Source organism: Roseovarius sp. M141 (assembly GCF_024355225.1).
GTDB lineage: Bacteria > Pseudomonadota > Alphaproteobacteria > Rhodobacterales > Rhodobacteraceae > Roseovarius.
Window position 1 is genome coordinate 815,717 of sequence record NZ_VCNH01000008.1, and the last position, 21,203, is coordinate 836,919.

The following is a 21,203-nucleotide window of genomic DNA, read 5'->3' on the forward strand; positions in this document are numbered from 1 at the left end:
GGTTGGTGAATTCAGGGGGGGGCCAGCCCCGGCAGGATGCCGGGGCTACCAGTTGCCACAAGCGATCAGTCGAAGGAGTAGGGCACGCCCGCCTTGCCGATCACATCGTTATAGTCGCGGAAGATCTGCACGACCTGCTGGTGAACCTCGCCTTCCTGAGCGATCTCGTCCCAGAATATGACGGCAGCGTCTTCGACGGTTTTCCACTCTTTTTGCGGGATCGAGCGCAGCTTCAGCTTGTCGCCCTGCGCACGCAGACGCGCCTCGCCGCCCCAATACCACTGGTTGCGGTAGGTGTGGCTGGCCTCGATTCCGGCCATGACGATCTGCTTCAGATGCTCGGGCAGGTCCGCCCACTGTTTGGGATTGACGAAGAACGATCCGATCCACGCGCCCGAGATGTTGTTGGTCAGGAAATAATCGGTGACGTTCGCCCAGCCGACCGTGTAATCCTCGGTGATGCCCGACCATGCCATGCCGTCCAGCTCGCCGGTTTGCACGGCGACCTCGGCATCCTCGTAGGGGATGCTGACCGGTACGACGCCGAACTGCGACAGGAACCGCCCGGCGGTGGGGAAGGTGTACAGCTTGAGACCGTCCAGATCCGCCAGCGACGTGATCTCGCGGGTGGTGTTGAAGTTGCAGGGGTCCTGACCCGCGGCCGACAACCATTTGACGCCGACCTTGTCGTATTCGGCTGTCCAGATATCGGCCAGCCCGTACTGGTTGAACAGGACGGGCACGTCCAGAATATGCTTGGTCGCCAGCGGGAAATATCCGCCGAACTGTTGCAGCGGCGTTGGCGAGGCCATCGAATCGTCGTCCGAATGGACGCCGTCGATGGTGCCGCGCTGAAGGGCCTGAAACATCTCGCCGGTGGGCACGATCTGATCGGCGTAGAACAGTTCGATCTCCATCTCGCCATTGGCGGCGGCGTTGATGTAGTCGATGGCGGGTTTCGTCACATGTTCGCCCAGTGCGGCGCCGGCATAGGTCTGAAACCGCCATTTGATCGGCGCTTGCGCACGAACGATGGACGGTGCGCCCAGCGCGGTGGCCGCCGTACCGATACCGGCGGAGGCCAGAAACTTTCTGCGTGTCGTCATCTTTTCTCTCCTTGTTGGTTCACGTTGGCTCGAATGCTCCTTGGCGGAGTTCTTATGTTGTCAGTTATACACCAGATTCGGCAGCCACAGGGCGATCTGCGGGAAGGCCATGACAGCCGCGAGCGCGACGACCATCACCGCCACGAACGGAATGATCGACCGATAGATATCGCGGATCGAGATTTCGGGCGGCGCCATCGCGCGCATCAGGAACAGGTTATAGCCGAAGGGCGGCGTCATATAGGCGATCTGGCAGGTGATCGTATAGAGCACGCCGTACCAGATCAGATCAAACCCCAGCTCGCCCACGAGCGGAACGTAGAGCGGCGCGACGATGACCAGCATGGCCGTATCGTCCAGAAACGTGCCCATCACGATAAAGCTGAGCTGCATCAGGATCAGGATGATCCACGGGTCCAGCCCCCATTGCGCGGTGAACAGATCCGAAATCGCCTTGACCGCGCCCAGCCCGTCAAAGATCGCGCCAAAGCCAAGTGCGGCGAGGATGATCCACATGAACATGCACGAGATGCCCAGCGTGTTGCGCACCGAATTCTCGAAAACCTCGCGCGTCATCCGCCCCTTGAGGACGGCGGCGAGGAAGGCCGCCATCGCGCCGATCGCACTGCTTTCCACCAGCGAGGTCCAGCCCTTGACGAAGGGCACCATCATCACCGCAAAGATGACCAGCGGCAGGATGCCCGCCGATAGCAGGCGCAGCTTTTCGCGGGTGCCGACATTGCGTTCCTCGACCGGCAGGGGCGGGCCCAGATCGGGCTGCATCCGGCAGCGCACATAGATGTAGATGATGAACATCGTCGCCATCATCAGGCCGGGAATGACCCCCGCCAGCCACAATTGCCCGACCGGCTGACGTGCGATCATCGCATACAGCACCAGCACCACCGAGGGCGGCACGAGAATGCCCAGGGATGACCCCGCCTGAATGACCCCCGTCACCATGATCTTGTCATAGCCGCGCTTCAGCAGTTCGGGCAGCGCGATGGTCGCGCCGATGGCCATGCCGGCGACCGACAGGCCGTTCATGGCCGAAATCAGCACCATCAACAGGATCGTGCCAATCGCCAGACCGCCGCGCACAGGCCCCATCCAGACGTGGAACATGCGGTAGAGATCATCGGCAATGCGGCTCTCGCTCAGCACATAGCCCATGAAAATGAACATCGGCAGCGTCAGCAGCGGATACCACTTCATCAGCTTCATCGCGGCGGAAAACGGCATATCCGCCCCGCCCGTGCCCCACAGCAGCATGCCACCAGCGGCGGCCACAAAGCCGATGGCGCCGAACACCCGCTGACCCGTCAGCAGCATCAGCATCATCGAGCTGAACATCAGGATCGCAATCATCTCGTATGGCATCAGATTTCTTCCCCGCGAATGCGGCCAATATCGCGAAAAAATTCAGCGGTGACTTGCAGCAGCATCAGCGTGACGCCGATGATCATTATGGTCTTGACCGGCCAGATATAGGGCCGCCACGCGGTCGGGCTGCGCTCCATGAAACCCATCTGCTCCTTGGCCGCTGACGGGCCTTCGGTGAGGAGCGTCTTGAACAGATCCCAGAAAAAGCTGAACGGTTCGCCGGTGAAATGCCCCAGCGAATAGGCGGTTGACCCGATGGCGCCGTAGAGCAGTACGCCGAGGTAGAACATCAGGAACAGCACGGTAATGGCGTCCATCCACGCCTTTTGCCGCACGGTCCAGTTGCCGTAGAACAGATCCATCCGCACGTTCGACCCCATCTGAATCGCATAGGGCCCGCCCAGAACGTAAAAGGCGACCATGACGAACTGCGCCATTTCCAGCGTCCACAGCGTCGGCTCGAAAAACGTCTTGGACACGGACGACCACATCAGCACGCCGATCAGCGCAAAGATCAGATACATCGCGATGCGGCCGATGAAATAATTCATCGCATCGACGCCGCGCACGAAACCCCGGATGACCTTAGGCATGTCTGGCTCCTTGCGTTTGAAGGCCCAGATGGATCAGCGCGGGGGCGATCATCGCGCACAGCTCGTCGCCCATCCGGGCGACATCCTCGGGCGTTTTCAGCAGATCGTTGCGCACTTCGATCATCACATTCGCCAGGCCATGCGCCATTCCGTGAATTCGCAGCGAATGGGTGACGCCGTCCTCGGGACCATAGGGCTGGTTGCGGTGAATCGTGCGGTGCGCCACCTTTGCCGCGCTGTGCAATATGGCATCGGCCAGCGCGGTGTCGGTATCGTGCAGCACGCCGATTTCAGTCTCGCGCGTTTCGCCATAGTAAACCGGGGTAAAGCTGTGAACCGTAATGATTGCCGTGGGCTGCGAGCGATGCTGCCGCGCGGCGATGGCGCCTGCCACGGCAGCGCAGAACGGGCGATACACCGTTTCGGTCCGCTCGGCGCGCTGGGCATCTGTCAGGTTGGCATTGCCGGGCACGTCGATCAGTTCGGATTTTTCCGGCATGGCCGATGCGGCCTCTGGCGGGCGGTTGCAGTCGTAAACCAGCCGCGAAACCGTGGCGGCAATCAGCGTGCCATCGAGGTAACCGGCCAGATACTGCGCCAGATCGCGCGCGCCGGGATCCCATGCCGCATGGCTCGTCGCCGCCTCGGGCGTCAAGCCCAGCCCGCCGTAGCGCGCGGGAATATCATGCGCGGCATGTTCGCACAGGATCAGCGCCGCGCCGGTGGCATCGGCGCCGATAATTTCGACTACTGCGTTTTCCTGCGGCTCGCCTGACATGACGCCCCCTCGTTGCTTGGAAAAATCTTTCCACGCCGCAGAAATTCTGTCAATATCTTTCCAGACCTTTTCGGAGAAACCTTGCGATGAGCCAGACTTCCCGACCTACAGGCCATGCCACAGGCCAAACGGTGCGCGAGGCGATCCGCACGCATTATGCCGCGTTGACCCAGTCCGAACGCAAATTCGCGCAGGCGCTGCTGGATAATTACCCGGCGGCGGGTCTTGCCTCGATCACCATCGCCGCGGCCAATGCGCAGGTTTCGACGCCGACACTGGCGCGGCTGGTGCAAAAGCTGGGGTTCAAGGGCTATCCACAGTTCCAGCAGGCCCTGCTGGCCGAGCTTGAGGCCAAGGCCTCCGGCCCCACCCAGCGCCGCGACCAATGGGCCAGCGAGGTGCCGGAATCGCACCTGCTGAACCGCTTTGCCACGGCGGTGGGCGACAACATCCAGCAGACGCTGGCCAATCTGGACAGCGCGCAGTTCGACAGCGCGACGCGGCTGCTGGCCGATACCGACAGGCGGCTTTATGTCGTCGGCGGGCGGATCAGTCGCGCGCTGGCCGACTATGCCTTTACCCATTTTCAGGCGATGCGCAGGCGCATCACGCATATGACTTCCAGCTCGGCCACATGGCCGCATTACGTGCTGGACATGACCGAGGGCGACGTGCTGCTGCTGTTCGACATGCGCCGGTACGAGACGAACCTGCTGCGCCTTGCCCAGCTGGCGACCGAGCGCGGCGTTGCCGTGATCCTGATCACCGATCAATGGGCCAGCCCGGCCGCCGCCCATGCCGCGCACACGTTTCATTGCTGGACGCAGATCCCGTCGGCATGGGACAGCAACACCTCGACCATGATGCTGCTGGAGGCGCTGATTGCCGCCACTCAAGAGGCGAACTGGCCCGAAACGCGCGAACGCTATGAGCGGCTGGACAGTATCTTCGACGCCGCGCGCCTGTTCGAGAAGTGACGCACAGGTATCGCCGTCGCCAGCAGCGCGGGTTTCGGATTCAAGTTGTGCTTCAACTTGAACTCGAAACACTCTAACAAGCCCGGAACGCCAGAAACGGGAGTCTGCAATCATGGCCAAGATTACCTATGTCGAGCATAACGGGACCAAACATGAGGTCGACGTTCCGAACGGTCTGACCGTCATGGAAGGCGCGCGCGACAACAACATTCCGGGGATCGAGGCCGATTGCGGCGGCGCCTGCGCCTGCTCGACCTGCCATGTTTATGTCGATGCTGCATGGGTGGAAAAGCTGCCCGCCAAGGACGACATGGAAGAGGACATGCTGGATTTTGCCTACGAGCCCGATCCCGCCCGCTCGCGTCTGACCTGCCAGTTGAAAGTGACCGACGATCTGGACGGCCTCGTGGTTCAGATGCCTGAAAAGCAAATCTGATAAAACAGATCTGACTTTGGCCGGGGCGCGGCGTCTGCCGCTGCGCCCGTGGCCCTGCTGCGCACGCCGCACGCTGCCGGTGTCGCGCGTGTGGCGGTCGCAGGTCAGCTCAGATAGAAACGGTCTGCCTTCATCGGTGCAGGCACGGGCATATCCAGATGCGGCGCAAGGCTGATTTCGATGGTGCGGCACATCGCGTCAAGCGGCAGGCCGTTCACCGTCTCGCCGAAAGGGTGGGCCAACTCCTCGGTCACTTCGGCGAGGCCGATAAAGATATAGGCCATCATCCCCACGAAGACCGGCGACAGCCAGCCGGCCGTTTCGATCAGGCCGAACGGGATGAGGCCGCAATAGACATAGGTCGTCCGAAAGATCAGCAGCGAATAGACATAAGGCAGTGGCGTCGTCGCGATCCTTTCGCAGCCGCATTGCGACTGTACGATTGCTGCCAGGCGTTCAGCCAGGGCGCGGCGGGCAAAGCCATCGGGCGCGGCGCGCACGATCACCTCGGTCATCTGGTTCAGTTTGGTGCAGGGCGGGTGCGGGGTGGCCAGATCTTCGGCGCTCAGCCAATTCAGGGGCGCCGATTTCGACGACAGCTGCCGCAGGTTCAGCCTGTGCGCGTGGATGAACCCCAGCGCAAGGGTCAGCACGCGGTGCCGGTCGGCGCGTTCGGGCAGGAAAATCTCGACCTCGCGCGACAGGGAGCGCATGTCGGCGATCAGGCGGCCCCACAGCTTGCGCCCCTCCCACCACCGGTCATGCGCGGCGTTGTTGCGAAAGCCGAGGAACAGCGACAGCGCGATACCGAACACCGCGAAGGGGGCGGCGCTGGTATGGGGCAACTGCATGTAATTCTTGTCGATCCAGACCAGCCCGGTGGCGAAAAGCGTCACGACGAAAATACGCGGCAGAATTCGGGGCAGGACCGAGCCGCGCACTGAAAAGAGCAGTTGCAGCAGCCCCGGCTTGTCGCGGATGATCACAGCGCGCGCCAGCCGATGTCGCGACGGCAGAACCCTTCGGGCCAATCGATCCGGTCGACGGTATCGTAAGCGCGATCCGCCGCCTCGCGCAGGGTGGCGCCCCGCGCGGTGACGCCCAAAACGCGCCCGCCCGCTGCTGTGGTCTTACCATCCTTGGCCGCAGTGCCGGCGTGGAACACCATGTTGAAGCTGTCGGCCGGGCAGTCCTCCAGCCCGCCGATGACGCTGCCCTTGGCATAGTCGCCGGGATAGCCATCTGCGGCCATGACGACGCAGAGCGCGTGATCCTCGCCCCATGTCACATCCGACTGATCCAGCCGCCCCTCGGCCGCGGCGTGCATCAGGTCCATCGCCTGCGCGCCAAGGCGCATCATCAGCACCTGGCATTCGGGATCGCCAAAGCGCACGTTGTATTCCACCAGACGCGGCTGACCATCCTGGATCATCAGCCCGACATAGAGCACGCCCTGAAACGGCATCCCGCGTTTCGCCATTTCGGCCATGGTGGGGCGCACGATTTCATCCATCGCGCGCGCTTCGATCCGGGGCGTGAGGACCGGCGCGGGGGAATAGGCGCCCATGCCGCCGGTGTTGGGGCCGGTATCGCCCTCACCCACGCGCTTGTGATCCTGCGCGGTGCCGATGGACAGGATGTTTTCCCCGTCACACAGGACAAACAGCGATGCTTCCTCGCCCTCCATGAATTCCTCGATCACCACCTCGGCGCCGGCCCCGCCAAAGGCCCCGCCAAACATGTCGTCGATGGCGGCATGCGCTTCCTCGACCGTTTCGGCGATGATGACGCCCTTGCCTGCCGCCAGCCCATCGGCCTTGACCACGATGGGGGCGCCTTGGGCGGCGACATAATCTCGCGCGGCGGCGGCATCGGTGAAATGGCCATAGGCGGCGGTGGGTGCGCCGCAAGCGTCGCAGATTTCCTTGGTGAAGCTTTTCGACGCTTCCAGCAGCGCCGCCGCCTTCGACGGTCCGAAGGTCAGCACGCCGGCCTCGCGCAGGCGGTCGGCGACACCGGCGGCCAGGGGCGCCTCGGGGCCGATGATGACGAAATCAATCGCCTCCTGCTCCGCAAATGTCACGACGGCGCCGGGGTTCATGATATCCAGCGTCGCGCAATCGGCGATGGCCGCGATCCCGGCATTTCCCGGCGCCACTATCAGGCGGTCGCATTTGGGATTTTGCAGCACGGCCCATGCCAGCGCATGTTCGCGCCCGCCGCTGCCGAGGATCAAGATGTTCATGCCGCTCTCCTGCTGTTTTCGCCTGCGCGCACTGAATAGGGCCAAGGTGCCGCGCAGGCAAGCGGCAGGGGATGGAACGCAGCCGCGCGGCGCGCGTTGGGCCGACAGAAGACACCAAGACACGGAAGGAAAGACAATGGCTGATATTTCAGGACGCAAGGTCGCAATTCTGTCAACGCACGGCTTCGAGCAATCCGAACTTGAGCATCCGCTCAAGGCGCTGAGGGAGGCAGGCGCGACCGTGCATGTCATCGCCCCCGAGGGCGGCGAGATTCGCGGCTGGGACGGCGGCGACTGGGGCCAGAGCGTCAAGGTCGACCACACGCTGGATCAGGTCAAGCAGGCCGACTACGACGCGCTGATGCTGCCAGGAGGCCAGATGAACCCCGATATCCTGCGCGCCAACCCCGACGCCGTCGCCTTCGTGCGGGCCTTCTGGGATGCGAAAAAACCCATCGGCGCGATCTGCCACGCCCCGTGGCTGTTGATCGAGGCGGATATCGCCAAGGGCCGCGACATGACCTCCTACCATTCGATCCGCAAGGATGTGGAGAATGCGGGCGCCAACTGGCACGACAAGGATGTGGTCTGCGACAAGGCGCTGGTGACCAGCCGCAACCCCGACGATCTGCCCGCGTTCTGCGCCAAGCTGATCGAGGAAATCGGCGAGGGCAAACATACCTCGCGCGCTGCCTGACGGCACGTCTTTTCAAGCGCGCCGGGATGGGGCATTGATGGGGCATGTCTGACCTTATCGATGATCCCCATCCCGGCGAAAACGCGCCCGAATTCTCCGTCTCGGACCTGTCGGGCGCGATCAAGCGGCTGATCGAGGGCGAATTTGGTCATGTCCGGGTGCGCGGAGAGGTGGGGCGCGTGTCCCGCCCAAAGTCCGGCCATATCTATATGGATCTCAAGGATGATCGCGCCGTGATCAACGGCATCATCTGGAAGGGCGTCGCAGGCCGTCTGCCCGTCCAGCCCGAGGAGGGGATGGAGGTGGTCGCAACGGGCCGCCTGACCACCTTCCCCGGCCAATCGCGCTATCAGATCGTCATCGAGGATATCAAACCGGCAGGCGCAGGTGCGCTGATGGCGATGCTGGAGAAACGCAAGGCGGCGCTGGCCGCCGAGGGGCTGTTCGCGTCCGAACGCAAGCGCCCCTTGCCCTACCTTCCTGAAATCATCGGCGTCGTCACCTCGCCCTCGGGCGCAGTGATTCGCGACATCCTGCATCGTCTGCGCGACCGTTTCCCGCGCAAGGTGCTGATCTGGCCCGTCGCCGTTCAGGGCGAACGTTGCGCCGGGGAGGTCACGCGCGCCATTGAGGGATTCAACGCCATGACGCCCGGTGGCGCGCTGCCCCGGCCCGATCTGATCATCGTCGCGCGCGGCGGCGGCTCGATCGAGGATCTCTGGGGCTTCAACGAAGAATCAGTCGTGCGCGCTGCGGCGGCCAGCGACATTCCCCTGATCTCTGCCGTGGGCCATGAGACGGACACGACCCTGATCGATTATGCCTCGGACAAGCGCGCGCCGACCCCCACCGCCGCCGCCGAACTGGCCGTGCCGGTGCGGCTGGAACTGCTGACATGGCTGGACGGGCAGGAGGGGCGGCTGATCCGCGCGCTGACCACGGGGGTGGCGCAGCGCGGCCAGCGCCTGCGCGATCTGGCGCGCGCCCTGCCCCGGGTGGAGGCGCTGCTGGATACCCCGCGCCAGCGACTGGACGTCTGGGGCGACCGCCTGCCTGCCGCGCTGATCCGGGGCGTGCAGATGCGCCGCGTCGCCCTGTCCGAGGCTGGCGGCGCCCTGCGCCCCGGCGTGCTGCGCCGGATGATCGACAGTGACACCCGCCGTCTGAATGCGGCGTCCGAGCGGCTGGGCGGCACGCTGCTGCGCCGCACCCGCGACGATGCCAAGCGTCTGGAGGGGCTGGCCGCGCGGCTGACCGCCCGTGCGCCGGGCGATGGCATTGCCACGCGGCGCGCGGATCTGGACCGTAGTGTGCAACGCCTGTCCGCTGCTGGCCAGCGGCAGACCGTCACATGGCGTCAGCGTATCGACGCGCTGGATCGCTTGCGCGAAACGCTGGGATACAAGGCCACGCTGGAGCGCGGCTATGCCGTGGTGCGCGCGAGCGGTGCATTGGTCACGACACGCAAGGCGGCAAAAAAGGCCGGAACGCTGGAGATCGAATTCGCCGATGGCCGTCTGGAGACCGGCGCGGCGCCTGCGGCCAAAAAACCGGCGCCCAAGTCGGCCGGACGCAAGCCCGATCAGGGCAGTCTGTTCTGACATCCCGCGATGAGACGTCCCGGAAACGGGTGTTTCCGTGTTTCCATAGCGTGAACGATTTCCGGCAATACCCCGAGATTGTCGAAACCGCGCCGCTATTGCGCCTGAATTGCCGGGCATACCCGAGGCTGACAGACAGTCGCAAGGATGCGTTAAATGGATCGCCTGACAGAAATGGAAGCCTTCGCCACGGTTGTGGATCAGGGCGGCTTTACCGACGCAGCGCGCAAGCTGGGCATGTCCAAATCGGCGGTGTCCAAGCATGTCTCGTCCCTCGAGGCGCGGCTGGGCGCGCGGCTGCTGAACCGCACGACGCGCCGCGTCAGTCCGACCGAAATCGGGCTGGCCTATTATGACCGCGCCCTGCGGGTTCTGAACGACGCAGGCGAGGCAGACGCGCTGGTCAGCTCGATGCAGAGTGATCCGTCGGGCCTGCTGCGGATCAGCGTCCCCACGGATTTCGGCGTCAATCACATCAGTCCGGTTTTGGGCACGTTTCTGGATGAGTTCCCTGAAATCACGGTGAACATGGTGCTGAACAACAGCTACGTCGAATTGATTTCAGAAGGCTTCGACATGGCCGTGCGGATCGGCGATCTGGAGGATAGCAGCCTGCGCGCCCGCAAGCTGACCGACACGACCCGACGGATGATCGCCGCGCCCGGCTATATCGCCAAATACGGCCGTCCCAGGAAAATCGACGATCTGAACGCGCACAAGCTGTTGCATTATTCCAGTCAGGCGGGCGGATCGGTGTGGAAACTGACCGCGCCCTCGGGCGAGAAACGTCAGGTGCGTACCGCCGGGGGTCTGTCGGTCAATGACGGCCAATCGCTGCTGAATGCCGCGATATCGGGGCTCGGCATCGCGTATCTGCCCAGCTTCCTCTATGCGGCCGCCATGAAACAGGGGCTGGTCGAGGATGTGATCCCCGATCTGCCGGATGAGACCCAAGGCATCTATGCACTCTATCCGCCGGGCCGGTTTACCCAGCCCAAGGTGCGGGCCTTCATCGATTTTCTGGTAAACGCCTTCGCCGACAAGGGGCCGACCGAATGGTAGGCCCGCCGTCCCGGGATGCGCGGCTGCCGCGCTGTTCCGTCTGGCACTGCCTGCTTGCTTTTGACGTGCGGCAGCACAGATAAGGGGGCAACGCCAACCGAAAAGGAATATTTGATGAGCGCCCCCGTCCTTCTGACCATGTCCGGATCCCTGCGCAAGGGGTCCTACAACCGTATGTTGATCGCCGAAGCCGTGCGCGCCTTTGGCGAGGCCGAGGTGATCGAGGGCGATCTGAACCTGCCGCTATATGATGGCGATGTCGAGGATGCAGGCACGCCGCCCGCCGTTCAGACCCTGATGGATCAGGTCGTGCGCGCCGATGCGCTGGTGATCGGTGCGCCGGAATATAACAAGGGTATTTCCGGTGTCCTGAAAAACGCGATCGACTGGCTCAGCCGCGCCAATCCGCCGGTGCTGAAGAACAAGGTTGCCGTGATCCTGTCCGCCGCCGGTGGCCGCACCGGGGGAGAAACGGGGCATTTCATGACCCATTCGATCCTGACGCAGCTACAGGTCAACGTGGTGCACGGCCCGCTGATTCTGGTTGCGGCAGCGCAGAATGAATTTGGCGAGGATGGCACGCTGAACAACGATTTCCTGAAAGGTCAGGTTGAGGATCGAATGGCGCGGCTGCGCGATATGATCGCCTGACGTCCAAAGACGTGCCGGACGATTTTTGCCCGGCACGTCCTAGGACCACCTGAACCTGTTGGCGTCGAACGGCTGCAAATCTGCATTGCCGCGCCCGCCGATCATGTCGGCCACCCAGCGCCCGGTCTTTGGCCCACCTGTCAGCCCGATATGCTGATGGCCAAAGGCCGCAAACACGCCGCTGACGCCCATTTCCCCGATCAGCGGCAGGCTGTCCGGGGTCGACGGGCGATAGCCCATCCATTCCTCGACGCTGTCATAGCGCAGACCCGGGAACACCCGTGCGACGTTACGCGCCAGCAGGTTCAGCGGCCCGCGCGACATTTTGGCCGACGTTCCGCCCAGCTCGACCATGCCGGCGCAGCGCAGTCCCTGCTCCATCGGGTTCACTGCGAATTTGCCGCCGGTCATCATCAGCGGCATTTTTGGCACCTGCGACGGGCCTTTGAATTCCAGATGGAATCCCCGCTCGGCCACCAGCGGCACGCGCACGCCCAGCTTGCGCGCCAGCGGCTCGGACCAGATGCCGGCGGCCAGAACGGCAGTGTCGCAGGGCAGGGGGCCTTGGTCGGTCAGCACCTCGGTGATGCGCCCGTCCACCATCGCCACATCGCGCATTTCGGCGCGGCGCAGGGTGCCGCCCTCATCCTCCAGCACCTGCGCCAGATCGGCCATATAGGCGCCGGGATTGACGATATGACCATGCCCCTTCAGCCGCACGAGGCAATTGGTGGCGGGGCCCAGCATCGGCACGACCTCGCGCACGGCGGGGCCGTCGATCACGTCGGGCACATAGCCCGCAAGGCGCCGCAGCTCCCACGTGTAAGCGTCCTTTTCAAACGCGGCGCGATCGGCGTAGGCCCAGCCGAAATCGCTGGAGGCGATCCATCGCTCGGCCCGGGTGCCGCGTGTCAGCGCGCGGTGCTGATCGACGCTGTCATGTAGCAGATGCGACAGCGCGGCTGAGATCCGGCGCGTGCGCGTGTCGGTGGAATTGCGCAGAAACTGCGCCAGCCAAGGCGCCAGTCGCGGCATCTGTGACCATTGCAGCGACAGCGGCGCATCGCGCGACATCAAGTATTTGAGGCCCATCCACGCAATCCCCGGCCCGCTGACCGGCACGACGGCCCATTCGGCCAGCAGCCCGGCATTGCCATAGGACGCGCCCGCGCCCGGCCCGTCCTTGTCGATCAGGGTGACGTCATGGCCCGCGCGGCGCAGCCAGATCGCGGCGGACAACCCGCAGATTCCGGCCCCGACGACAATGATGTTCTGCGTCTTCATGTCCTGCCTCCCGCTGCACAGTCACAGCTAAAGCGTTTCGCCTGCCATGGGCAAGAGAGCGGTTTGCAAGCGCGCGCGGGTCAAACAAAAACCCCGCCTCGGCTGAGACGGGGTTCTCGAAATCATCCATCCCGTAGGAGGATTGCCAGCTTAGCCCTGACGGGCCTTGAAACGGCGCTGGGTCTTGTTGATCACGTAAACGCGGCCTTTGCGGCGCACGACGCGGCAATCCCGGTGCCGGTTCTTGAGCGAGCGGAGCGAGTTGCGAACTTTCATCGTTCATCTCCTGATCTGTCGCGGCGCGGGCCAGCGCCTGAGGTTGCGGGCGGTGCCGAATTCGGCGCCAGTGAATTCATGGTGGGCGATACAAGGTTCGAACTTGTGACCCCTTCGATGTCAACGAAGTGCTCTACCACTGAGCTAATCGCCCATGAATACCGCCGCCATCGCCGTGCCCCTCACAAGAAAGGGGCGCGAAAATACGCGCCGGTCCGCTGGTCTATAAAAGGAGTCGCACGGGGGATCAAGGGGCTTTTGCATAACGTAAACTTCGGACTATCATATCACGTCGCAAGCCGGAGATATCATGCCCAGGGCCGCCTTTCATCTGCACGTTCCCGACCGGCGCGATACCTGTATCGTATTCGCATCGCCGCATAGCGCGCGTGACTACCCGGCGTGGTTCCTGCGTAGCTCGCTGCTTGATTCGCTGACCCTGCGCAGTTCGGAGGATGCGTTTGTCGATCACCTGTTCGCCGCAGCGCCGCGCCATGGCGCGCCGTTGCTGCTGGCCGGGGCGCCGCGTGCGTTCGTCGACCTCAACCGCAGTGCGGACGAACTGGACCCGGCCCTGATCGAGGGTTTGCGCCATGCGGGTCACAATCCGCGCGTCGCCGCCGGACTGGGGGTGATCCCCCGCGTCGTCGCAGGTGGGCGCGCGATCTATCGTGGCAAGCTGCCCCTGGCAGAGGCGCAGCGGCGCATCGACGACATCTGGCGGCCCTACCATGCCGCGCTGGCGACCGAGATGGACCGCGCATATGCGATGTTCGGGCGCGCGATCCTGGTCGACTGCCATTCGATGCCGCACGAGGCGATGGACGGAATGGCGCGCACCGGCGCGCGGCGGCCCGACGTGGTACTGGGCGACCGCTTTGGCGCGTCGGCGGCCGGCGATATTACCGACCGGATCGAAGAGGCGTTCACCGCCGCCGGGCTGACGGTCGTGCGCAACACACCCTTTGCCGGGGCCTATGTCACGCAAACCTACGGGCGCCCGGCGCGGGGGCGTCACGCCATCCAGATTGAAATCGACCGCGCGCTCTATATGGACGAAAAGACGGTGCGCCCGGCGCCCGGCTTCGCGGCATTTCAGACGTTGCTGGATCAGATCGTCGCCGGGATTACCGATATCGGGCGCGCCGCCAGCATGCCGCTGGCCGCCGAATAGCGCCCGTCACCGCAGCGCGCGCCCCTTCAGGATCGCGCCGTCGCCGAACCTGCGCCTGATTTCGTCGCTGGCGCGCTCGGCCTCACTGCGCCGGGTGGCGCCGGGGTCCAGCAGATCGCCCGACAGGTCGGCGGCGCTGTCCGGCACCAGATCCGACAGGCCCACCCCGATCAGGCGAAACGGCGCCTCGCCCGCCGCGCCGTCCATCAGCGCGCGTGCGGTGCGATAGATCGTGTCGGCCATCTGGCTGGCATCGCGCAGGGACTGTCGCCGTGTCAGGCTGGAATGATTGCTGCGCTTCAGCTTCAGCGTCACGACGCGTCCCGCCAATTGCCGCGCCTTGGCCCGGCCGGATACCTTTTCGGCCAGCCGCCAGATATGGCCGTCCAGTACATCCAGATCGCCGGTGTCGTCGTTGAATGTGGTCTCGTTCGAGATCGACTTGACCGGCGCGCGCGCATCGACGCGACGGTGGTCCTGCCCGCGCGCCAGATGCCACAGGCGGTCCCCCATCGCACCGAACCGCGCATGCAGGTCCGTGCGCTCCCAGCGCAGCAGATCGGAAAAGGTGCGAATGCCCGCCGCTTCCAGCGACAGCTGCGCCGCCCGCCCGACGCCCCAGATCAGGCGCACGGGCTTGCTGTGCAGAAACTCCGCCGTATCGGCGGCGCCGATCACAGAAAACCCGCGCGGCTTGTCCAGATCCGATGCGATCTTGGCCAGAAACTTATTGTGGCTCAACCCGATGGAGCCTGTCACGCCCAGTTCGCCGTGCATCCGCTGCACCAGCCGCGCCAGCATCACGGCCGGCGGCGCGCCGTGCAAACGTGCCGTGCCGCGCAGATCCATGAAGGCCTCGTCCAGCGACAGCGGCTCGATCGCGGGGGTCAGATCCTCCATCATCGCGCGGATCTGGCGCGACACGGCGGCATAGACCTCCATCCGCGGCTTGATGACCACGGCATCCGGGCACAGCTTGAGCGCCTGAAACATCGGCATGGCCGAGCGCACACCGCGTATCCGTGCGATATAGCACGCGGTCGACACAACCCCGCGCCGCCCGCCGCCGATGATGACCGGCTTGCCCTCCAACTCGGGGTTGTCGCGCTTTTCGACGCTGGCATAGAAGGCGTCGCAATCCATGTGGGCGATGGCCAGATCAAACAGCTCAGGATGCGAGACCACGCGCGGACGCCCGCAAACGGCGCAGCGGCGCTGCTCAGGCTCGTTGGCGCTCAGGCAATCTCGGCAAAATGCGGGCATGGGCCAATCATACACACCGCCCGGACCCGCTTCCAGACCGCTCGTTCTTCTTGCTGAAAATATCCCCGCGCGGAGCGCATATTTCTCTTTTGGCGATGCCTCAGATAACGCGAATGACATCCTTGTCTATCGCCAGAACATAGCCCTGCCGCGCGATGTTGCGTACCAGCAATTCGCTGACCATCTGGTTGCCCAGTGTATCGCGCAAACGCTTGATCCGCGTGGCGCCGGCGGCCTCGTCGCAATCGCTGGCATCGCGGCCCGAAATCATGCCCTCGATCTGCGCGCCGGTGAGGATGTCGCCATCCATGCGCGCCTCGGCCAGTATCGATAGGGTCTCCATTGCGGCTTCGGTCAATTTGAACCCCATGTTGTTCAGATACACCGATTTCTCCGCGCGGCTGATCAGCAGGGAATTCACCTCGATCCCCGACCTCTCTATCTGGGCCATGCGGCGGTTCAGAGTGACCAGCATCACCAGAAACACCAGCGCCGATATCAGCAGCGCGGCGCTGAACACCAGCAGCACAAAGATCACCATGCGGTAACTGACCAGCGTTTCGCTGAACGCTGTTCCCGACAGCGCAAGGATCTCCAGCAGCTTGATCTCGGCGTCGCTGGTCAGCGCGTCGTTCTCGACAAAGATCCGCTCGACCCGCGCGTTGAAGGCGCCCGCATCTGGCAGCGACAGGAACAGCAGGATCGCGGCCAGCGACAGGATTGCCACGATGGCGGCAACGCCAAACACCACCACCCGGTTGCCGGATCGGCGCGCATCTGCCGCGATGGGGCGACCCATCGTGCCCGGCCCGCTCACTCCTGCGTCACCGACAGCACCTTGAGCAGGGTCATTCCCTGCGCCGACAGCTGATTCTTCAATTGCGCGGTCGCGGCGGCGACTGTGCAGGCACCGCTGACCTCGATCGTGCCGTAGAACAGGCGCAGCGGGTCGTCCCGCTTGGCCTTGTATTCGGCGATGCAGGCGGCACTGGCAGGACCGGCGATCAGCGCGGCGAGAGTGAGGGAGGCAATCATTTTCATCATGCACCGAACATGACCTGCACCGCGCTGCTATTCAATATCCAAAGCGGTAGCGCAGCACTGCTATCGGATAACAGCGCCGCGTTATTGCATGCGCAGCGCCGGGCGGGCCAGCGTGGTGGCACAACTCGGAATTGATATGAAAGGACCACAAAATGGCTGGCAAGTTCATTACCCTCATTCTCGCTGCATCGGTCGCCGTGACCGGTATGACAGTTACCCCCGCCCGTGCGGCTGACCGGGATCTCGCCCTGGGGCTGGCCGCGCTGGCCGGTATCGCCGTTCTCGGCGCTGCAATCCACGACGCAAAGAGGGACAAGCGGTACGTCGCGCCCCAGCGCCATGTGCAGCCCATTTTCGGCGCCCGTCGTCCGCACAAGGCCCACAAGCGTCACAAACGCCATAACTCCAAGGCAGACCGCGCGTATCGGCAGGGATATAATGACCACCGCCGCGAGGTGCGTGACCGCCGGGCCGAGCGCCGCCAGTATCGCCGCGACCAGCGTCCGCAATATGGCTACAGCGCGCGTCCCTATCGCTACGGAAAATAGGCGCGCATCACTGCCGTGCCGGCTGGCATGGTTGGAAAAGTGCCCCGCGTGGGGCCTTTTCTTTGGCCGCGCCCTGTGGTCTGAGCCTTGGCTATGACCGGCCCCGATTATTCATATGAGACCGAGGCGCTGATGCAGGGCGCGCACCTCGTCGCCGGCGTTGACGAGGTCGGGCGCGGTCCGCTCGCCGGCCCTGTCACCGCTGCCGCCGTCGTGCTGGACGCGACGCGCATCCCCGAGGGGCTGAACGATTCCAAGAAACTGACCGAACGTCGGCGCCTTGCGCTTTATGATGCGATCGCCGCCAGCGCCGAATTCAGCATCGCCCATGCCAGCGTGGAAGAGATTGATCAGCTGAACATTCTGCGCGCGTCGCATCTGGCGATGGAACGCGCGGTCGCCGGGCTGCCGCGCCGCCCCTGCATCGCGCTAATCGACGGCAACATGATTCCGCGTGGCCTGACCATCCCCGCGCGCGCGATCATCAAGGGCGACGCGCTGTCGGTGTCGATTTCGGCGGCCTCAATCATGGCCAAAATATGTCGAGATTATGTCATGCGGGATTTGGCGCAACACTATCCCGGATATGGCTGGGAGACGAATGCAGGATATCCGTCGAAAAGCCACAAAGAGGCCCTTCAAAATCTGGGGGTAACTCCACACCATAGACGTTCATTCAAACCGGTACACAATATCTTGTATCAAGATAAATAAATAACCTATTGATTCAAAAAGAAATTGACGGCGAATCGCCCATGACTCATCCTTGTCCTCAAGCAGACAGAGCGCAAAAACGCGCCGGGACAGAGGCAAGACATGACAAAGATGACGAATATCAAGGGGGCTCAGACGCTTCCCCTTAACACCATCCTGAGCGGCGATTGCATCGAAGCGATGAATGCGCTGCCCGAAAACTCGGTCGATCTGATTTTCGCCGATCCGCCCTATAACTTGCAACTCAAGGGCGACCTTCACCGGCCCGACAACAGCCAGGTCGACGCGGTCGATGATGCCTGGGACCAGTTCGACAGTTTCGCTGTCTATGACAAGTTCACCCGCGAATGGCTGAAAGCGGCGCGCCGCCTGCTGAAACCCAATGGCGCGATCTGGGTCATCGGATCCTATCACAACATCTTTCGCGTTGGCGCGGCATTGCAGGATGCCGGCTACTGGATCCTGAACGATGTCGTGTGGCGCAAATCGAACCCGATGCCGAATTTCCGCGGCAAGCGCCTGACCAACGCGCATGAGACGATGATCTGGGCCTCGAAGGAAGAGGGCGGAAAATACACCTTCAACTACGAGGCGCTGAAGGCGCTCAATGACGGTGTGCAGATGCGCAGCGACTGGGTGCTGCCGATCTGCACCGGGCATGAACGGCTGAAGGACGAGGCCGGCGATAAGGCCCATCCGACCCAAAAACCCCAAAGCCTGCTGCACCGCGTCATCGTCGGCAGCACCAACCCCGGCGACGTCGTGCTGGACCCGTTCTTTGGCACCGGCACCACCGGCGCCGTGGCCAAGATGCTGGGCCGCGACTATATCGGGATCGAGCGCGAAGAGGCCTATCGCAAGGTCGCTGAAAAACGCCTGAGAGGCATCCGCAAATTCGACCGCGAGGCGCTGCAGGTCAGCACGTCCAAACGCGCCGAGCCGCGCGTGCCCTTCGGCCAGCTGGTCGAGCGCGGCATGCTGCGCCCGGGCGAAGAGCTTTATTCGATGAACCAGCGCCACAAGGCCAAGGTACGCGCCGATGGCACGCTGATCGGCGACGACATCAAGGGCTCGATCCACCAGGTCGGCGCCCATCTGGAAGGCGCGCCCAGCTGCAATGGCTGGACCTACTGGCACTTCAAGAAGGACGGCAAGCGTGTGCCGATCGACCTTCTGCGCCAGCAGATCCGCGCCGAAATGGCCGAGCGCCCGAACTAAGAGTTCCCCAAGTTTTGCAAGAACACCGCCGGTGCCTGTGGTCTGACGCTAGGCACCATCAACTGCGCCCTGCCGTTTGTCGGTAGGGCGTTTTTTTGAGTATTTTCAGAACATTGAAAATGCGCCATGACAGGCTTTCAATGTTCCAAAAATACTCAAATCCGGAATTGGCCATCACAATGCCCACGCGGCCTTGAGTCCGTCCAGCACAGCCTCTTCCGCGGTCCTTGGCGCCATGCAGTCCCCGATGCCGATGATCTCGCCCGCATAGTCATCGAGCGCGGTCAGCAGGGCATCCGACACTTCGGTACCTTGCGCCAGTACCAGCGTATCGGTGCCCTCGACCAGCATCGGCTCGTTATTGGCGGCGTTGATGAAATAGGCGGTGTCGTCATCGGCACCAAAAAGCTGAGCGTAGGGGATGATCTCGACCCCCAGTTTTTGCACGCGCCCGACCATTGTGTCGCGTACGTAACTTTGCAGCATTTCGCCCGCATGGGTGCCGTTCACGCAGAGCCGCACCCGGCGGCCCGCGCTGGCCAGCAGTTCAGCGACGCCAAGGCCCACCCAGTCGGCGCGCCAGTCGGCAATTGTGACGGAGCCGCCGACATTGGCGTGGCTGCGCAGCACGTCCCAGGCGGTGACGATATGCGCGTCGTCGCTGAATTCCATCCCTTGCGGTATGCGCGCAGTGCCGCCGGTGGCGACGATGACGGCATCGGGGGCGGCTTTGGCAACCGCGTCTGCTGTGATCCCGCTATTCAGACATACGGTGACGCCTGCCAGCTCCATCTCGCGGCTGAGATTCGTGATGATACCGCCGAATTCGGTGCGCCCCGGCAGCATCTGGGCCAGCAATGCCTGACCGCCCAGTTGCGCGGCAGCCTCGTGAAGCGTCACGTCATGCCCCAATGCGGCGGCGGTCGCGGCGGCCTTCATACCTGCGGGGCCGCCGCCGATCACCATGACGGTTTTGGGCATAGTGGTCTGGCGGCGCGTGCCATAGGTCAGTTCGCGGCCCGATTCGGGGAACTGGATGCAGGAGATCGGCACGCCCTTGTGGAAATGGCCGATGCAGGCCTGATTGCAGCCGATACAGGCGCGGATGTCGTCGGGGCGGTCCGCCTTGGCCTTGAGCGGCATCATCGGGTCGCAGATCAGCGCGCGAGTCATGCCGCACATGTCGGCCTGCCCGGTGGCGATGATGCCCTCGGCCTCCTGCGGCTGGTTGATGCGCCCGGCGACCATCACGGGGATATCGACCGCCTGTTTCACCATGTGGGCGAAGGGGGCCAGATAGGCGGCGTCCTGAAACATCGGAGGCACGATGTGGATCGCCCCGCCAAGGCTGGCAGAGGTGCCAGCGATCACGCTGACGTAATCGAGCCTGGATGCCAGCGCGCGGATCACCTCAAGGCTATCGGCGTCCTCCATCCCGCCCTGAATATGTTCGTCGCCCGAAATGCGCAGGCCAATGACAAAGCCGGGTCCGGTCGAGGCCGCGCGCACTGCCTCGACCAGCTCGCGTACGAAACGCAGGCGATTGTCGAAGTTTCTGCCATAGTCATCCTCGCGCCGGTTCACCTGCGGGCTGAGGAACTGCGCGGGCAGGTAGCCGTGACTGGCGACAATCTCGACCCCGTCGAGGCCCGCTTGCTGCATGCGCCGGGCGGCGGCGGCGTAGCCAGCGACGACCTCGCGGATCATGCGCAGGGTCATCGCGCGGGGGATGACGTGAAAACGATCCGACGGCGTGGCCGACGCGGAGTAGGCAACTGGTGCGGTGCCGTCCGCGACCTCCATGATCTCGCGGCCCGGATGAAATAGCTGGGCAAAGATGCGGGTGCCGTGGGCGTGGACCACCTGTGCCAGCCGCTCAAACCCCGGCAGGCAGCCGTCATCGGTGCCCATCAACACATGCGAGGTATAGCGTGCCGTTTCATGCACGCCGACGACTTGGGACACGATCAGCCCTGCACCGCCGCGTGCCCGCGCCTCGTGATAGGCGATCATTGCGTCCGTCACGCGGCCCTCGTGCGCCATTGACGTGTCGTGGCCTGTCGACAGGATACGGTTCGCCACCTCGACACCGCCGATTTTCAGCGGCATGAACAGATGTGCAAACAGCTGTGATCCATCTGGCATGAGGCGGC

22 protein-coding genes and 1 tRNA gene are annotated in these 21,203 nt (G+C 63.7%); 10 read left to right on the forward strand and 13 right to left on the reverse strand.

Annotated elements, in window-relative coordinates; all coding sequences use genetic code 11:
• Positions 1-65: 65 nt before the first annotated feature.
• From FGD77_RS08080 to FGD77_RS08095, 4 genes are read right to left on the reverse strand one after another with little or no spacing between them, the layout of a single operon-like run.
• Entirely contained in the window at positions 66-1,106 is a 1,041-nt protein-coding gene (locus tag FGD77_RS08080; RefSeq protein WP_255008330.1) for a TRAP transporter substrate-binding protein, read from the reverse strand.
• A gap of 60 nt (positions 1,107-1,166) precedes the next feature.
• Positions 1,167-2,486, reverse strand: coding sequence for a TRAP transporter large permease subunit (locus FGD77_RS08085; RefSeq protein WP_255008333.1), 1,320 nt, complete (start codon positions 2,484-2,486; stop codon positions 1,167-1,169).
• Positions 2,486-3,082: a TRAP transporter small permease subunit gene (locus FGD77_RS08090; protein WP_255008335.1), complete on the reverse strand. Its 597-nt coding sequence runs from the start codon at positions 3,080-3,082 to the stop codon at positions 2,486-2,488. The genes FGD77_RS08085 and FGD77_RS08090 overlap by 1 nt, the downstream gene beginning before the upstream one ends.
• Positions 3,075-3,860, reverse strand: a complete 786-nt coding sequence (locus FGD77_RS08095) for an N-formylglutamate amidohydrolase (RefSeq protein ID WP_255008337.1) — start codon at positions 3,858-3,860, stop codon at positions 3,075-3,077. Before FGD77_RS08095 ends, FGD77_RS08090 begins: the two co-directional genes overlap by 8 nt.
• An 86-nt stretch (positions 3,861-3,946) precedes the next feature.
• Here FGD77_RS08095 and FGD77_RS08100 point away from each other — a divergent pair, with 86 nt between their 5' ends.
• Both FGD77_RS08100 and FGD77_RS08105 read left to right on the forward strand, forming a co-directional pair.
• A complete protein-coding gene (locus FGD77_RS08100; RefSeq protein ID WP_255008339.1) occupies positions 3,947-4,837 on the forward strand; it encodes a MurR/RpiR family transcriptional regulator in 891 nt (296 codons plus the stop codon).
• 112 nt (positions 4,838-4,949) lie between these two features.
• Entirely contained in the window at positions 4,950-5,273 is a 324-nt protein-coding gene (locus FGD77_RS08105) for a 2Fe-2S iron-sulfur cluster-binding protein (RefSeq protein ID WP_255008349.1), read from the forward strand.
• Positions 5,274-5,377: 104 nt separating this feature from the next.
• On the opposite strand, the gene FGD77_RS08110 is transcribed toward FGD77_RS08105, so the two are convergent.
• The gene (locus FGD77_RS08110; protein ID WP_255008351.1) at positions 5,378-6,259 is read right to left on the reverse strand and encodes a bestrophin family protein; all 882 of its coding nucleotides are present in this window, start codon (positions 6,257-6,259) and stop codon (positions 5,378-5,380) included.
• The gene (gene purD / locus FGD77_RS08115) at positions 6,256-7,518 is read right to left on the reverse strand and encodes a phosphoribosylamine--glycine ligase (protein ID WP_255008353.1); all 1,263 of its coding nucleotides are present in this window, start codon (positions 7,516-7,518) and stop codon (positions 6,256-6,258) included. Before purD ends, FGD77_RS08110 begins: the two co-directional genes overlap by 4 nt.
• A 136-nt stretch (positions 7,519-7,654) precedes the next feature.
• Between purD and FGD77_RS08120 the strand changes: the two genes are divergently transcribed.
• From FGD77_RS08120 to FGD77_RS08135, 4 genes are all read left to right on the forward strand, one after another.
• The gene (locus FGD77_RS08120) at positions 7,655-8,215 is read left to right on the forward strand and encodes a type 1 glutamine amidotransferase domain-containing protein (RefSeq protein WP_255008356.1); all 561 of its coding nucleotides are present in this window, start codon (positions 7,655-7,657) and stop codon (positions 8,213-8,215) included.
• Between the two features lie 44 nt (positions 8,216-8,259).
• Positions 8,260-9,816, forward strand: a complete 1,557-nt coding sequence (gene xseA / locus FGD77_RS08125; protein WP_255008358.1) for an exodeoxyribonuclease VII large subunit — start codon at positions 8,260-8,262, stop codon at positions 9,814-9,816.
• Between the two features lie 156 nt (positions 9,817-9,972).
• Positions 9,973-10,878 carry a LysR family transcriptional regulator gene (locus tag FGD77_RS08130; RefSeq protein WP_255008360.1) on the forward strand — a complete coding sequence of 302 codons (906 nt, stop codon included), beginning with the start codon at positions 9,973-9,975 and terminating at the stop codon, positions 10,876-10,878.
• A gap of 114 nt (positions 10,879-10,992) precedes the next feature.
• A complete protein-coding gene (locus FGD77_RS08135) occupies positions 10,993-11,529 on the forward strand; it encodes an NADPH-dependent FMN reductase (protein WP_255008361.1) in 537 nt (178 codons plus the stop codon).
• 39 nt (positions 11,530-11,568) lie between these two features.
• Here the strand turns inward: FGD77_RS08135 and FGD77_RS08140 are convergent, their stop codons facing one another.
• The 3 genes from FGD77_RS08140 to FGD77_RS08150 all read right to left on the reverse strand — a co-directional run bounded on the left by FGD77_RS08140 (position 11,569) and on the right by FGD77_RS08150 (position 13,243).
• Complete coding sequence (locus FGD77_RS08140) at positions 11,569-12,813, reverse strand: FAD-binding oxidoreductase (protein WP_255008365.1); 1,245 nt, start codon at positions 12,811-12,813, stop codon at positions 11,569-11,571.
• 150 nt (positions 12,814-12,963) lie between these two features.
• Positions 12,964-13,089, reverse strand: coding sequence for a type B 50S ribosomal protein L36 (gene ykgO, locus FGD77_RS08145; protein WP_005850168.1), 126 nt, complete (start codon positions 13,087-13,089; stop codon positions 12,964-12,966).
• 79 nt (positions 13,090-13,168) lie between these two features.
• Positions 13,169-13,243, reverse strand: a tRNA-Val gene (locus FGD77_RS08150).
• Positions 13,244-13,399: 156 nt separating this feature from the next.
• Between FGD77_RS08150 and FGD77_RS08155 the strand changes: the two genes are divergently transcribed.
• Positions 13,400-14,263, forward strand: coding sequence for an N-formylglutamate amidohydrolase (locus FGD77_RS08155; protein WP_255008367.1), 864 nt, complete (start codon positions 13,400-13,402; stop codon positions 14,261-14,263).
• Between the two features lie 6 nt (positions 14,264-14,269).
• Here FGD77_RS08155 and FGD77_RS08160 read toward each other — a convergent pair whose 3' ends face one another.
• The 3 genes from FGD77_RS08160 to FGD77_RS08170 form a co-directional block, all read right to left on the reverse strand.
• Complete coding sequence (locus tag FGD77_RS08160) at positions 14,270-15,526, reverse strand: DNA polymerase IV (RefSeq protein ID WP_255008369.1); 1,257 nt, start codon at positions 15,524-15,526, stop codon at positions 14,270-14,272.
• Positions 15,527-15,626: 100 nt separating this feature from the next.
• Positions 15,627-16,325, reverse strand: coding sequence for a helix-turn-helix domain-containing protein (locus FGD77_RS08165; RefSeq protein WP_255014148.1), 699 nt, complete (start codon positions 16,323-16,325; stop codon positions 15,627-15,629).
• Between the two features lie 14 nt (positions 16,326-16,339).
• Positions 16,340-16,570: a hypothetical protein gene (locus FGD77_RS08170; protein ID WP_255008371.1), complete on the reverse strand. Its 231-nt coding sequence runs from the start codon at positions 16,568-16,570 to the stop codon at positions 16,340-16,342.
• Between the two features lie 152 nt (positions 16,571-16,722).
• On the opposite strand from FGD77_RS08170, the gene FGD77_RS08175 reads away from it, so the two are divergent.
• The 3 genes from FGD77_RS08175 to FGD77_RS08185 all read left to right on the forward strand — a co-directional run bounded on the left by FGD77_RS08175 (position 16,723) and on the right by FGD77_RS08185 (position 19,050).
• Complete coding sequence (locus tag FGD77_RS08175) at positions 16,723-17,118, forward strand: hypothetical protein (protein WP_255008373.1); 396 nt, start codon at positions 16,723-16,725, stop codon at positions 17,116-17,118.
• A 93-nt stretch (positions 17,119-17,211) separates the two neighbouring features.
• Positions 17,212-17,832, forward strand: a complete 621-nt coding sequence (locus tag FGD77_RS08180; protein WP_255008375.1) for a ribonuclease HII — start codon at positions 17,212-17,214, stop codon at positions 17,830-17,832.
• A 102-nt stretch (positions 17,833-17,934) separates the two neighbouring features.
• The gene (locus tag FGD77_RS08185) at positions 17,935-19,050 is read left to right on the forward strand and encodes a site-specific DNA-methyltransferase (RefSeq protein WP_255008377.1); all 1,116 of its coding nucleotides are present in this window, start codon (positions 17,935-17,937) and stop codon (positions 19,048-19,050) included.
• A gap of 174 nt (positions 19,051-19,224) precedes the next feature.
• Here FGD77_RS08185 and FGD77_RS08190 read toward each other — a convergent pair whose 3' ends face one another.
• Positions 19,225-21,195, reverse strand: coding sequence for an FAD-dependent oxidoreductase (locus FGD77_RS08190; RefSeq protein ID WP_255008379.1), 1,971 nt, complete (start codon positions 21,193-21,195; stop codon positions 19,225-19,227).
• Between the last annotated feature and the right edge of the window lie 8 nt (positions 21,196-21,203).